Here is a 14,385-nt window from a genome sequence, read left to right as displayed (position 1 = left end):
TGTCAGCTTTTTTTCATAATCGCAAATAATTTTTCTGTGTAAGGATTTGAAAACACTTCTGCTTCATCTAGTAACTTCCTCACCTTTAGAAATGAACGCATTTCTGGATATATATTTTGTAATTTTTCGTATGTTAACGTATGCATTTTCCCCCAATGCGGGCGCCCTTCATACTTTAAAAAAATTTGCTCCACCTCACCAAAATAAGCAGCATACTTCATACCTTTATACATATGAACAGCAATGTACGCTGAATCCCTTCCATATGCTGGACTGAGCCATATATCATCACTTTTCACATACCGGCATTCAATTGGGAAGTGTACTTTATACTTTTTCTTTTCAATAAGGTTTGATATTTCTTCTACAACGACCTGCATATACTTTGAAGGAACACTATACTCCATTTCATAAAATGGAACCGCGCGAGATGTAGCAAATACTTCATAACTCGGGCCAATTATTTTTGTATTCGGTACAGCTTTAGCTGATAATCGACTTACTCCTTTACTTATAGAAGGAAACCATTTACATCCTTTAGATAACAAAGAAAACATCTTATTTTCAAGCAACTCTATCTTTAGTTTATGCCATTTCAAGTCACTTTTTTTACCAGTTGTTTCATTTGTAAATTTCACTTGTACTTCATCTGAATAAGGAAAAACGAAAAATTCAAAATGGCGATTCTTCTTATATTCTTCTAGCTTGTTCATTACAGTAGATAATGACTGTTTTTCACTTTTATAAACGAGTGAATAGGCTGGGATAACCTTCAATTTTATTTTCACAATGATACCTAACATTCCAAGCGACAACTGAAAGCCTCTCCAATATTCCATATTCTCAGTTTCCGAACAAACTATACTCTCACCTGTAGATAAAACTGCGGTAATTTCTATAACTTGTGTTGATAAACTCCCAAAGGTAATACCCGTTCCATGAGTCCCTGTACTAATCGCTCCTGCAATCGATTGTGAATCAATATCCCCTAAATTTTCTTGCGCATAACCTTTTTCTGCAAGTAACTTCCCTAAATCATGTAACTTTGTCCCTGCCCACACTTCGGCAACCATCTTCTCTTCATCGATATTCATAATACCTTTCAATTCATCTAAAGAAATTAAAATTTCTTCCGTTTGTACAAGAGGTGTAAACGAGTGTCCTGAACCAACAACACGAATTTTCTTCCCTTCTTTTCGTGCAAGCTCTACAACTTCTACTACATCTTGTATACTTTCTGGATACATCGTATAATGCGGCGTTCCTTCTACATTCCCAGTCCAATTTCTCCATTTCTGTCCCTTTATAGAAAGCATTGTCCATCCCCCCGATATGTTACATACTCCCCAACAATCTCTCCTTCTTTCACACGATATAAAAAAGGAAATCGCTCACATAACTCTCCAGCTTTACTATGACGAAACAAAATAGAATCTCCTATCTCTACTCGTTCCTCACCGTTATAGAAAATCGGTGTTTGCACTTCACCAGCGCCTTCTAAAGCTAATAGTTTGGCATCATTTGGCCTCCAAATCTCAGGTTCTTTATCTTTCCCGATTGCGCCTGAGGCAATATATCCCCCACCTAGACAAGTGTAAATAAACGGGGCTGGTTTACGCACAACTGGTAAAGCAAATCCGACAGCTGGATGAAATTGCACCTCTTTATAATAATCAAATAGCTTCGGGGCATAAAAAGCAGAGCCTATTGTAATCTCCGAAACCGAACTATCTTTCTCAGTTGTTTTTATACTTCCTGTGCCTCCCCCGTTTACAAACCTTAGTTCAATACCTAGTTTTTGTATTTCTTTTACGATATGTCCTCTTCTTTCTTTAACTTCTAACACCGATTTCTTCTTTAAATACGAAATCACTTTACTTTTCACTCGTTGATTCGGTATGTGATCTCCTACCCCAGCAATTTGTGCTTCATATCCCATGACACCGTCTAGTATTAAAAATGATGATTCCTTCACTCTTTTTACTATTTTCAAAGCACCCTGCACATCTTTTACTGGTGATCTTTTGACCCCAAAATGAAATTTTACAAAACGACTACTCATATCAATATCCAAACAAACACGAAAACACCCTTTGGACTTCTCCGCAATTTTTTCTAAATAAACAATATGCTCTTCACAATCCACCATACAAGTTATAATAACCCCTTGCTTTGTTAGCAGACTTATTTCATGTAACGCGCTATCATCATAAGCAGGATATCCGAGCAATAAATCATTGAATCCTTGTTCAATTAAAAACAAAACTTCCCTAGGTGAAAAACACATAATACCTTGAAAACGATCATTTGCCGATAAAATCTTTTGCATAACCGGAACAGAACGTAATGATTTACTCGCTATACGAATCTTCTTATTTCCACTTAATTCTATAATCGATTGAATATTTCTATCTAAAGCCACTTCATCCAAAAATGCACACGGTAATGGAACTTCTTTAAAAATTCCTCGATCCACATTTTTCTCTCCTCTTTCCAATATGTCTTATACATATTGGAAAGAAAGTTGAAATTTCCTCTACAAAATAAAAAAGTTTCTTCCTATTTAAGAAGAAACTTTTTTAGGACTACTTCATAGAAATAGTTGCCTCTACTGGATAATGATCAGAATAATCATCATACGTATATTTTTTGAGCCATGATGTAACAGTCCACTGTGGAGATTTCGGTTGTAATACTTTATTCTCTATAAATGACGGATTCGCATGGTCTTTACTTGCAATAATATAATCTAAATACTCGGCAGGGCTATCAGGGAAATTATATTTCGCAATACTGTTTGTCGTCGCATCCCAAGTTGCTGTATGTCCCGTATAAGATGGAATAGAAGCGTGTAATGTTTTAAACATGGATGCGTACTCTGAGTCACTATTGTTCTCTGCATTTATTTTATTCACGTTCATATCACCACCAAATAGAACGTACTCGTCATTCGGTATATTTTTATTTTTTATAAAATCTTGAATTTCTTTTAACTGATTTGTACGTACAGATGCAGGTGAAGTTTTTCCGCACATACTATCTTCAGCCTGCAAGTGTGTCCCAATCACATGAACGAAACGATCATTTTTCTTAATTTTCGTGTATACAAACCCTTTATTTGATAAATTATCCGGTCCGCATCCTTTTGAAAATACATATTGAACCTTTTCAACGATCGGCCATTTACTCACGATTGCAACGCCCCCATCTTCAGGAGTTGAAGATGAATAGCTACCTAACGTTTTATCCCATTCATTTCCGTTACTACGACCTAATACCGCAGTTTGATTTGGATATTCTTTCTTCAAATTTCCTAACAAACGATCTGATGCGCTATTATCAAATACTTCATTTAATATAACAACGTCTTGATTCTTTATATAATCTGCCGCTCCAATTAAATCAGCACGCTCACTTTGTCCCCAGTTCGGATATAAGTTTGTTGATAGCATGTACACGTTATGTGTCATCACTTTTAATGTATCGTTTTTATTTGTAGATACTTCCGCTTGAGCCGAGGATCCACTATATAAAGCCGCTAGACCGATTCCAACGCTAAGTATACTTTTTAGCAATTTACTTTTCACGATTCATACCTCCATGTGTTGTATAGTGATAAAAAGGCCAAATACTCTATTGTGAGATTTGACCTTTTTTAAATACTTAACGATCTCCGTACGTATCAAACCAAAGCTGAATGTATCCAGCAGTAACACGTTGTGCATCCATTAATCGCTTACCTGTCATTGGTGTAACTTCAGCGCGCCATTTATCTGCATATTCTTGTGATACAGCTGCTTTTACGAACCAATCTTTCGTATTATCATTTACAATTCCAGAGTAATCTTGTTTCGCCACTACTGCCGCTCCATGAATCCACTCTTCTGGATTTGTACCTTTCCAGTTCCAATATCCATTTCCGTCCGTTACTTTATAATTATCTTTTATCGTATCTACAAAGTTTTCATATTTAGAGTGGAACCCTTGTGGATACGAAAGGTTTGTAAAGTTTGCCGCATGCATCGGTTGGTTTACATCCCCTAAATAATGAAGAGATAATCCTAAATAGAAGAATGCTTGTTTCATATCTTTATTTTTGTATGATTCACCAGCTAATTTAAAATATTTAGCTCCAGTTTCCTTTGCCTGCTTTGCATATGGAATATACGTTTTTCCATTATCAGGGTCATAGAAGTGTGAAGCAAATGTGCTATTATCATAATAAGGATTTTCATAGTCAGCAGCATAAATACCGTTCTCTAACTCCGTACGCCATTCATTTAATTGTGCAACTCGATCTTGTTTTACAAGTGTTGTATTACGTGACATAATATCAATCGCACGGTTTACAATCCATAAATGAGAGTTTACACCTTCTTTATGTTTATCTTCAGCAGACCAACGGTGAACTATTTTTATTTTACTTCCCCCATCATTTTCATGAGCAAATGCAACACTTTGTAACGGAGCTACTAATGTAATAGCTGCTGCTAAAGCAAGTACTTTCTTTTTCATCTGAAATCCTCCATTTTATAATTGAATTATTGTAAACTTTTTTGTTAGGATCCTATGATGTCGTCCGGTTAACCTATGACTAGAATATCCCACCTTTCATGAAATTTCTATCACTAAATTAAAATATGCAAATGTTCATATCATTATAACTTTATACATAGTGAATATAATGATTGAATGCACTTATATTGTAATAAAGTATTGTTAAGCTACTGCAAATACTTGTCTAAACTAATGTAAAAAAGAGTAAAGCATCCACATGCTTTACTCTTTTTTTCTATTCGATAATATACTTGGTAGTTGCACATTAACTGCCAACTTATGAATAAATCCAAATACTAGTCCAATCCCAATAAATATGTATAAGATTGTAAATATCTTTCCGAAATCAGTTTGCGGACTAAAATTCCCATCACCGACAGTCGTCAACGTGACCACACTAAAATATAAAGCGTCAAGAGGACGTAATCCTTCAACTGTACTATAAAAAATCGTACCAGATGTTAATGTTAAAAATGTTAATACGAATAATACTTGAAATTCTTTATCTTTCCACGCTCGTAAACAAGCTTTTAGCATCCGTTTCAATGTCAACATAAATGAAAGCATCCGACTTCCCCTTCCAAACAAAATACCTGTAGTTACAGGAAAGTCTATCACCTTTCTGTATAGAAAAAAAGTAGCCCTCTTCTATTTCTAGAAAAGGGCTACTTTTTACTATTCTCTATTATTTAGGTGAAACAAGAATTTTCACTTGTGTTTTATCTTTTACAAGTGCTTCAAATCCTTCTTCAACAACTTGATCTACTGTGATTTTTTTCGTAATTAATTTCTCTGCTTGAATTTGGCCAGAGCTAATTAATTTAATAACAGCTGGGAAAATATGACGGTATCCTAAAATACCAACCACTTCTTTTTCTTTTAGTACAAGATTGTTTGGCGTAATTGTTGCGTCTTTTTCCCATACACTAACAATTACAGTTTGTCCTTCGAAACTTGTACTTTCAATTGCTTGACGAAGTACTACTTCAACACCTGTTACTTCAAAGCTCACATTTACACCTAAACCATTTGTTAAGTTACGAATTTCTGCTAATACATCTTGAGTAGCTGGATTTAATACGTAATCCGCACCTGCTAATTTTGCTAACTCTTGACGCTCTTTAGAAAGTTCAACTGCAATAACAGGAGTTGCTCCTGCTGCTTTAGCTGCTTGGATAACAAGAAGTCCAATTGGACCACACCCAAATACTGCTACAGCTTCGCCTTCTTTTAATTTACTTTGACGTACTGCATGAACTGCTACTGCTGCTGGCTCTACAAGTGCACCTTGTTCATACGTCATTTCATCTGGAATATGGTGAACCATATCTTCTGGTACTACTGTATATTCAGAGAAACCGCCACCTTCTCCGCCAAGACCGTGGAAAACAAGTTGTTCACAAACATTGTAATGTCCATGTTTACAAGCTTCACATTTACCACAAGAATAAATTGGTTCTACAACGACGCGGTCTCCCACTTTATGAGATGTAACGCCTTCACCGATTTCAACTACCTCACCACTAAACTCATGACCTAAAATAACCGGTGCTTTTACGTGTGTTAATGGATGCTCTTCTGTTGGAATAAAAATAGGTCCTGCTAAATATTCATGCAGGTCTGTCCCGCAGATACCACACCATTTAACTTTAATCTTAACTGCTCCTGGTTTTACAGTTGGTTCTGGTACTTCTTCTACTCTTACATCACGTTGATTATGCCAAAGTAATGCTTTCATTTTATACATCCCTCTCTATGTATATACTTAACCTGGTGAAGTTTACAAATCTATTATAATACTTCCATCCATATATTTCAAAAAAACAATATCATTTTCACTAAATTTTAACAAATAACGTTCGATATTTTGTCACTTTGTACTTTTTTCCACATCTGTTACTGCTAATTTCATTGCGGTTGAAATTAGCAGTATGCCATAATAGCATAGGAGAGGTGAATATCGCTTGAAATATTTTATTTACTTTATTGTTATCGTAGCGTTTCTAGATACATTTTCACAATTACCTATTATGAGTACGTTCGCTCAAAGTCTTGGAGGATCCCCTCTTATTATTGGGCTAGTTGTCGGCATGTACTCATTCGCTAATATGATTGGTAATATTATTGCTGGCGCTGCTGTCGATAAATTTGGTGCAAAAAAAATACTTTATATAAGCATGGGACTTACGAGTTTCATAGTCTTGTTATACACCGTTGTTCAAAGTGGTGAACAACTATTAGTTGTGCGCTTTATGCACGGCTTTAGTGATGGTTTTTTAATTCCTGCTGCCTTTACGTTTTTATCAAAACAAACAAATGCAGCAAGACAAGGTAAGGCAATGGCTCTATCTGGTGCTGCTGTTGGAACAGCGGCAATTGTAGGACCTGCTTTCAGCGGGATTATGAAAACAACTGCTGGTATAGAGTGGGTGTTCATTACCATTTCTATTTTAATGGTTCTTGGTACAATCGTATCTCTATTCTTCTTACCAAATAACGTATCGAGAAAAGATACTTCAAGAACACAAATGATGAACAAAGAAGATATGATTGAACTATTGAAATCAGAACCGTTATTACAAGCATATATTGGAGCTTTCACACTCATGTTTTCACAAGGAATTGTCACTTATATGTTACCAGTGAAAGTTGAGGCATTAGCACTTAAAGCATCTACAACAGGCATGATGTTAAGTGTATTCGGCATTACCGCTATCCTCTTCTTCTTATTACCAACAAATCGTATTTACGATCGATTTAATCGTTCAAAACTAATGCTAATTGGTATTGCAGTAATGGCATTAGCATTATCTTTACTTGGATTATTCGCAACAAAAGGTATGCTCTTTATCGTTATGATGATTTATGGCATTGGATTCGCTATCCTTTTCCCATCAATAAATGCATTACTTGTTGAAAATACGACAGATGATAAGCGAGGAAAAGCATTTGGATTGTTTTATGCTTTCTTCTCATTAGGAGTTGTTGCTGGATCCTTTACAGTTGGTGCAATCGGGGCATCCCCTAGCGTCAGCTTCGTTATCGGAACTGCATTCTTACTAACATTTGCCGGAATGATTTACGTAAGAAGGAAAGTAAAAAAGACAATGATGGGATAATCCCTTCATTGTCTTTCTATGTATCGCCTTTTAATTTATAATTTCAACATATGCTGGATTCGCAGTTATATAATTTCCAGATTTTAATTTATACATTTTCGAACCATTCACAACTAATGTTTCTACAACAGTAAACACATCTCCCTGTTTCACAGTCCCTGCTTTTGCATTCCAATCAGGTTGGTTATAATAGTATAATTCAGGTGCCTTTACACGAAGTAAGAATGTTTTCTTTTGTAAATTAAATGATTTTACTAATCCATTTACATGTCCTCTTGCAAGCTGCTCTCTGAAATCCGCACTTGCAAGCTTTGCAGCATCCTCAGCTCGATCAATAAATCCATTTTCAGTCAATATTGCAGGCATATTTGTCTCTCTTAAAACATGAAAATTACTTGTTTTCATTCCTCGATCAACAAAATCAGTTGTTTTCATAATTTCTTGATGAATCAATTGTTGATACGTTGTAGTAGGAGCACCTGCATTCGGATAACTATAATCCTCATAGCCTGTTCCTCCACCACTATTGATATGCACAGATAAGAAGAAGTTTGCTCCCCACTGATTAGCATCATTCGTTCTTTGTGCTAATGTAGGATACGCATCACTTGTACGGCTCATTCTAATCTCATGACCTGTATACTCAGAATTTAAAATATTACGAATTCGCAAAGCAATATCTAATGTTAAATCCTTCTCTTTCAAACCATTTCCAATAGCACCTGTATCTGTTCCCCCATGCCCTGGATCTAGATAAATTTTAACTGTTTCTGCACTCGCATTTGTACTTGGCACAATAAAAAACATACAAGTTAAACATAATAAAAAGATACTACTTTTCATAACAAACGATACATTTTTCCATGCTTTCAATTACTTTACTCTCCCTTTACTTACAAATTAAAAATTTACTACGTGCTACTTTTCTTTTTCCGAAAGAATATTACATTAAACTACTAAACTATTATCTTATTAATTCCTTATGAATTTTACTTAAAACAAAAACTAAAAGCAATATATAATTTTATTTTTTTTAAATAATTAAATTTCGACACCTTAAATTAGTAAAACCTTGAAAAATATGTATTTACTTTTTTTCAATTAGAACTTTTACCATATTAAAATAATTAATTCCCATCCGATATACTGAAAGTTCATCGAGTCAATTCTCATAAAAAACAAAGAAACCCTTTCGACAATTTCCTCGGAAATACTTCTTTTCCCCACATAATTTGATACACTACACATAGATAAATTAATACCTTAATGTACAAAGAAAAAGCACATCCTTCGAATGAAGAATGTGCTTTTATTTTATCTCGCTATTTGCGGACAGTAAGAATCCCGCCTCGAAATTCGACGAATACGAGGAAGTGTGTGCTAATAATCAGTGGGGATGAACACCTCCGACTGATTAAAGTTCCATTTTATTAACGTTTAATCCAAACAGCGCCTGCTGATTTATCCTCTGCTTGTCCAACAACTTGGAATTTAAGTCCAAGGTTCGGAACTTTTCTTCCTGCGTCTGCAATTTGTTTGTTACTATAGACTTTTGAATCGTCAAAAGTTGTAACACCTTGTAATCCAGAATAGTTAAACTGTCCACGTGTTAATGAATTTACACTCCATGCTGGTGTTTGATCAAATGAAAATGCAGCGTCAGCAATTTGCATGCCTGTATTACCGTATGCTGGTTTCCCGTTTAAATTACCAACAAGTGCTTCTGGATGAGAGTCTACAACACCAAGGAATCCTTCACCTGGATGCACCCCAACCCAGTTATCTTTAAAGCTATCATCTGCATACCAAACGACAAGACCTGTATTATACACTGGACCTTTTCCTGCTTTTAATCCATTATCTGATCCCGCATAGTTTCTCCACTCTAAGTAGTAATAATGAGCTTTCTTCTCTGTTCCATCAGAAACAACAAAACCATTTACATTCATTTTAGACTGTCCTTCTGCATCATCAGAAAATACAACTTGTCCATCAACAGTTACATTTACATTATCCATCGCGAAACCTTTATAGGTTACAGCTGGATCTGTAATATAATCGAATTGTAGTTTCACCTTTTTTCCTTTAAATTGACTTAAATCATATGATTTATCAATCCATTTCCCATCTGTTGTATCTTTATCTCCTTGGATTACTTTTTCTCCAAGTCTATCAATTAATGTTTTCGTTCCATCTTTTGTTACTGCATGTACTTCGACAAAATCGCACTCTGCTTCTAACTCATAATTTGCTTTATAATCGAATTTTGCATTTGTTCCTGTTGTTAAATCAAAGAATGGTGTTTCTAATGTTGTATGCATATCATCGCCTCTTGTACTATAATATGCATGCTTTCCAAACTCCGGTTTAATCGTTTCAACACTCTTACCTGGTAAGTTAACACGTACAACGCCTGGACGATTTGATTTCGTAACACTTTGATCGATATATGTAGGAACTCCTACACCACGCTTAATTTTATCGTAATCTACTTCTAAAATTTTTGCCCAGTTGCCACCCATATTCTTTTGTAAGAAGTCTTTATTTTGTGGTGAGAAACTAGTTGGCTCTGTTCCTGCAATTTTCCCTGTCCAACTACCTCCACTCATTAATGACCAAGCTTCGACAGGTGAACCAGTTCCAGTATATTTCGTGTCATATTCATCTGGTAAGCCAAGGTCATGTCCAAATTCATGCGCAAATACACCTACTGCTCCATCTTCTGGTTCAATTGTGTAATCATGCGCTGCTACTTTTCCACCAAAGTAATCCACCTTTGATTTTGTACCTTCAATTGCTACTGGGTCTATCGCTAGTTTTGAGCGATGTGACCAAATTGCATCATCACCTAATTTACCGCCACCAGCTTCTTGACCAACACCAGCATGGATTACCATTAAATGATCAATTACACCGTCAGGTTCATTTTGATTCCCATCACCATTTGTGTCATATCTATCAAATTGATCAAACTGAGATAAATCTAATCCTTTCTCAGCAGCTGCATGTAAAGCTTCTTTCACTAAATCACGTGCACCTTTTGGTCCTTTATTATCGTGCCCACTACTACCATCAGCACCATAGTCAGCCGCTTTTCCTGGAACAGTTAGCCACTCCGTTACATATCCATCCGTCGTATAACTTCCCCCAGATTGCTCTTCATAATATTGTTTAAACGTTTTTACTTTCGAACCATCAAATAACGTGTACGGTTCATTACCAAATAACATTTTTTGATAATGCTCTCTACTAAAGTCATTCGAATACATATACCCCGGCGTTTGATCAATATTATTATGTTTATAATCACTAAATTCAACGAGTAATACTAATACTTTATCTGTTCGAACAGATCCCTTATACGGCGCTTGCTTTGCTTTAGAAGTTGGAACTTGTCCATTCAATTGCTTTTTATTTGGTTCAGGTTTTTGCTCAGGACTCACATTTTTTTCAGGTTTCTTTACTTTCTCCTTTTCTTCCATTTTCTTTTCTTTTACTTTTTTTACATAATCAGATGCCTCTTTAGCAGTATCCGCTGGTAGAATTTCTTTATTTGCCTGATCGCCTTGTTTCTTTTCAATATACTTTTCTACAGCTTTTTTCGTTTCTTCTTTAGATGATGCTGGATTAATTGCTCCTCTTTCTTTCAACGCTTCCGCTAAACGATCTTCTTGAATTAAATTGTAATCAATTGGTGTTGTAGATACATTTTCTTTCTCTTTTGCTGTTGTTTCTGCGTACGCTAGCGGAGTACTCATTACAGATGTGCATCCGATAATTGCCGCAATTGCTAATGATGATAACACTTTAAATGGCGCTTTTCTTCTCATTCTATTTCTCTCCTTTTATACATAAAACTTAAAATTCAGATAAATAAGTGCATTTAAATCGAAATCCCTACTCTCTGCCCTCCCTATATAAAAAGGCATAATTCTATAAACGTTAAGCTTTCTGTTATAGAATCATGCCCTCCAGTTTTCTGGTCAGAACCTCTACCTTTTTATGTCGAAATATGAAAAATAAAAAGTGATTTGATATATATTAAATAGCTTATATAAAAAATTTAAAAGACAATATGCAAAATTGCATGAAAATTCTTTTAAATAAAAAAGAATCCTAGTCAATTAAACTAGGATTCTTGATTTCTATTATTTCTCTTGTGTTTTTTCCCAATCAGCTAGGAATTTCTCAATTCCTTGATCTGTTAATGGATGCTTCACTAATGAAGCAATTACGTTTGCTGGGATTGTTGCAATATGTGCACCGTTTAATGCTGCGTCAGTTACGTGGACGCTGTGACGTACAGACGCTGCAATAATTTCTGTTTCAATGCCGTGAATGGCAAAGATTTCTGCGATTTGGCGAATTAAGTCCATGCCGTTATGACCGATATCATCTAAACGACCTAAGAATGGCGAAACGTATGTTGCACCAGCACGAGCTGCAAGTAACGCTTGAACTGCTGAGAATACTAATGTAACGTTTGTACGAATTCCTAAGTCAGAGAATGCTTTTACTGCTTTTAAACCTTCTGTTGTCATCGGAACTTTTACAACAACGTTTGGAGCAATTTTCGCTAATTCTTTTCCTTCTTCGATCATTTTATCAGCTTCTAAGCTAATTACTTCTGCACTTACAGGACCTTCTACAACTTTGCAAATTTCACGAATACGCTCGTGGAAATCTACTCCTTCTTTTGCTACAAGTGATGGATTTGTCGTTACTCCAGCTAATACGCCTAATGCATTTGCCTCTTTAATTTCGTTAATGTTTGCTGTATCAATAAAGAATTTCATTTGTTATTCTTCCTTCCTAATTTTCATTTTATATTTATTTATTTTTCTTAATAAGCTCTAATTCAATCGGAATAGATTTCTCCACTTTTTTACCTTGCGTGATCTCTTTTGCTGTTTGCATCGCCTTCTCCCCGATTAATTCCGGTTTTTGAGCAACTGTTGCAGCCATACGCCCATCTTTAACCGCTTTTACAGCATCTTCTGTTGCATCAAATCCAACAACGACTACATCCATTTTTCCAGCAGATTTCAATGCTTCAAGTGCCCCTAATGCCATTTCGTCGTTATGCGCAAACACAGCTTTAATATCACCATTTGCTTGCAAAATGTTTTCCATAACAGACAACCCTTTTGCTCTATCAAAATCAGCCGCTTGTTTTGCAACTACTTTTAAAGATTTATCCGCTACGTTATGGAATCCTTTCCCGCGCTCACGAGCAGCAGAAGATCCAGGGATTCCTTCTAATTCAGCAACATTTGCTCCCTCGCCAACTAATTCACGAATGTAATCACTAGCCATTTGACCACCTTCAATGTTATTAGAGGCAATGTGAGAAACAACTTTACCTGAATTTGCAACACGGTCTACTGTAATAACAGGAACATTCGCTGCATTTGCCGCACTTACTGCTGAAGCAACAGCATCTGAATCAGTTGGATTAATAACAACTACATCGACACCTTTTTGAATTAAATCTTCAACATCATTTGTTTGCTTTGCTGCATCATTTTGAGCATCAACAGCAATCAATTCAATGCCGCTTTCTTTCGCTTTTTTTTCTGCCCCTTTTTTCAAAGTCACAAAAAATGGATTGTTTAAAGTTGAAACAGAGAATCCAACTTTAATAGTTTTATTTCGACCTTTATCGCTAGAATCCTTTGCCCATTCTGGTGGTTCCATTGAACAACCAGCAGTAATGACCATAATACATGCAACGAGTATAAGTAACCATTTCTTCATGAACTATCCCTCCATTATGCTTCTTTTCGACGATCAATTAATACAGCTAGTAAGATTACAAGTCCTTTTACAACTTGTTGGAAGAAAGAAGATACACCTAATAAATTTAAACCGTTATTTAGTACACCGATAATAAGTACACCGATGAATGTACCAACGATCCAACCTCTTCCCCCAGAAAGACTTGTTCCACCTAATACAACTGCTGCAATTGCATCTAATTCGTAAGAAGTACCTGCAGTTGGCTGTGCAGAATCTAGTCGTGATGTTAAGACAATACCTGCAAGCGCTGCCAAAATTCCGGAAAGACCGTAAATCATTACTTTAATTCTCGTAACATTAATACCTGATAGTGCTGCTGCTTCTTCATTTCCACCAATTGCAAATGTACGGCGGCCAAATGTCGTTTTCTTCAAAATAAAGTACAGTACTGCGAAAGCGATCATCATTGTAACAGCTGGTACCGGAATACCGAGAAAATAACCGCGGCCAAACATTTGGAACATTAAATGATCACCAAGACCAGTGATCGGACGTCCGTCCATATAAACAAGCGTCAACCCACGAAAAATAGTCATTGTTGCTAACGTCGCAATAAATGGAGCTACTTTTCCCTTCGCTATGATGATACCGTTTACAATTCCCATTACAAGACCAGCTAATAATCCAACTGCCATCGCAAGGAACGGGTCCATGCCACTTGCCATCATTCCAGCAACAAGTGCACTTGATAATGCTAAAATAGAACCTACCGATAAGTCAATACCCCCTGTTAAAATTACAAAGGTCATTCCGAATGCAATAAGCGCATTAATCGATACTTGGCGCAGTATATTAAATAAATTTGGAATTTCAATAAATGCTGGATTTAAAGCTGTAATTACGACGATAATTAGTGCTAAACCGATTAAAGAACCGAGTTGTTGTAATACATTCCCCTTCTTAGCCATCC

At 35.9% G+C, this 14,385-nt stretch carries 12 protein-coding genes; 1 reads left to right on the top strand and 11 read right to left on the bottom strand.

All coding sequences use genetic code 11. The features are described 5' to 3' along the window. Positions 1 to 2: 2 nt before the first annotated feature. From Q9B79_RS22255 to bdhA, 6 genes are all read right to left on the bottom strand, one after another. Positions 3 to 1,316: a D-arabinono-1,4-lactone oxidase gene (locus Q9B79_RS22255; protein ID WP_306187700.1), complete on the bottom strand. Its 1,314-nt coding sequence runs from the start codon at positions 1,314 to 1,316 to the stop codon at positions 3 to 5. Then, complete coding sequence (locus tag Q9B79_RS22250; RefSeq protein ID WP_306187698.1) at positions 1,304 to 2,476, bottom strand: amino acid deaminase/aldolase; 1,173 nt, start codon at positions 2,474 to 2,476, stop codon at positions 1,304 to 1,306. Before Q9B79_RS22250 ends, Q9B79_RS22255 begins: the two co-directional genes overlap by 13 nt. Positions 2,477 to 2,585: 109 nt before the next feature. Continuing rightward, positions 2,586 to 3,587, bottom strand: coding sequence for a sphingomyelinase C (sph, locus tag Q9B79_RS22245; protein WP_306187696.1), 1,002 nt, complete (start codon positions 3,585 to 3,587; stop codon positions 2,586 to 2,588). 76 nt (positions 3,588 to 3,663) lie between these two features. After that, positions 3,664 to 4,515 carry a phospholipase CerA gene (gene cerA / locus Q9B79_RS22240; RefSeq protein ID WP_306187694.1) on the bottom strand — a complete coding sequence of 284 codons (852 nt, stop codon included), beginning with the start codon at positions 4,513 to 4,515 and terminating at the stop codon, positions 3,664 to 3,666. Positions 4,516 to 4,779: 264 nt separating this feature from the next. Further along, positions 4,780 to 5,124 carry a potassium channel family protein gene (locus Q9B79_RS22235; protein ID WP_000948236.1) on the bottom strand — a complete coding sequence of 115 codons (345 nt, stop codon included), beginning with the start codon at positions 5,122 to 5,124 and terminating at the stop codon, positions 4,780 to 4,782. A gap of 118 nt (positions 5,125 to 5,242) precedes the next feature. After that, a complete protein-coding gene (bdhA, locus tag Q9B79_RS22230) occupies positions 5,243 to 6,295 on the bottom strand; it encodes a (R,R)-butanediol dehydrogenase (protein ID WP_000645822.1) in 1,053 nt (350 codons plus the stop codon). A gap of 226 nt (positions 6,296 to 6,521) precedes the next feature. On the opposite strand from bdhA, the gene Q9B79_RS22225 reads away from it, so the two are divergent. After that, positions 6,522 to 7,676, top strand: a complete 1,155-nt coding sequence (locus tag Q9B79_RS22225; RefSeq protein WP_306187691.1) for an MFS transporter — start codon at positions 6,522 to 6,524, stop codon at positions 7,674 to 7,676. 30 nt (positions 7,677 to 7,706) lie between these two features. Here the strand turns inward: Q9B79_RS22225 and Q9B79_RS22220 are convergent, their stop codons facing one another. The 5 genes from Q9B79_RS22220 to Q9B79_RS22200 all read right to left on the bottom strand — a co-directional run bounded on the left by Q9B79_RS22220 (position 7,707) and on the right by Q9B79_RS22200 (position 14,383). Beyond that, on the bottom strand, positions 7,707 to 8,483 hold the full coding sequence (locus Q9B79_RS22220; protein ID WP_372339587.1) for an N-acetylmuramoyl-L-alanine amidase: 777 nt from the start codon (positions 8,481 to 8,483) through the stop codon (positions 7,707 to 7,709). Between the two features lie 623 nt (positions 8,484 to 9,106). Continuing rightward, a complete protein-coding gene (gene inhA2 / locus Q9B79_RS22215) occupies positions 9,107 to 11,506 on the bottom strand; it encodes a M6 family metalloprotease immune inhibitor InhA2 (protein WP_306187688.1) in 2,400 nt (799 codons plus the stop codon). Positions 11,507 to 11,824: 318 nt separating this feature from the next. Next, positions 11,825 to 12,472: a fructose-6-phosphate aldolase gene (fsa, locus tag Q9B79_RS22210; RefSeq protein ID WP_098876858.1), complete on the bottom strand. Its 648-nt coding sequence runs from the start codon at positions 12,470 to 12,472 to the stop codon at positions 11,825 to 11,827. A gap of 34 nt (positions 12,473 to 12,506) precedes the next feature. Continuing rightward, entirely contained in the window at positions 12,507 to 13,433 is a 927-nt protein-coding gene (gene rbsB / locus Q9B79_RS22205) for a ribose ABC transporter substrate-binding protein RbsB (protein WP_306187684.1), read from the bottom strand. Positions 13,434 to 13,447: 14 nt separating this feature from the next. After that, positions 13,448 to 14,383 (bottom strand): ABC transporter permease subunit, encoded by a 936-nt coding sequence (locus Q9B79_RS22200; protein ID WP_001074633.1) that lies wholly within the window; start codon positions 14,381 to 14,383, stop codon positions 13,448 to 13,450. Positions 14,384 to 14,385: the final 2 nt, after the last annotated feature.

The sequence above is a fragment of the Bacillus sp. MHSD_36 genome (assembly GCF_030757775.1).
Lineage (GTDB): Bacteria > Bacillota > Bacilli > Bacillales > Bacillaceae_G > Bacillus_A.
The sequence above is the reverse complement of the archived record's forward strand: the minus strand, read 5'-3'. Positions and strand labels throughout refer to the sequence as shown.

Coding starts and splice junctions, on each gene's coding strand:
- cerA (WP_306187694.1), bottom strand. CDS start 4,515: ATGAAAAAGAAAGTACTTGCTTTAGCAGCAGCTATTACATTAGTAGCT.
- Q9B79_RS22220 (WP_372339587.1), bottom strand. CDS start 8,483: ATGTTTTTTATTGTGCCAAGTACAAATGCGAGTGCAGAAACAGTTAAA.
- rbsB (WP_306187684.1), bottom strand. CDS start 13,433: ATGAAGAAATGGTTACTTATACTCGTTGCATGTATTATGGTCATTACT.
- Q9B79_RS22255 (WP_306187700.1), bottom strand. CDS start 1,316: ATGCTTTCTATAAAGGGACAGAAATGGAGAAATTGGACTGGGAATGTA.
- bdhA (WP_000645822.1), bottom strand. CDS start 6,295: ATGAAAGCATTACTTTGGCATAATCAACGTGATGTAAGAGTAGAAGAA.
- inhA2 (WP_306187688.1), bottom strand. CDS start 11,506: ATGAGAAGAAAAGCGCCATTTAAAGTGTTATCATCATTAGCAATTGCG.
- fsa (WP_098876858.1), bottom strand. CDS start 12,472: ATGAAATTCTTTATTGATACAGCAAACATTAACGAAATTAAAGAGGCA.
- Q9B79_RS22200 (WP_001074633.1), bottom strand. CDS start 14,383: ATGGCTAAGAAGGGGAATGTATTACAACAACTCGGTTCTTTAATCGGT.
- Q9B79_RS22235 (WP_000948236.1), bottom strand. CDS start 5,124: ATGCTTTCATTTATGTTGACATTGAAACGGATGCTAAAAGCTTGTTTA.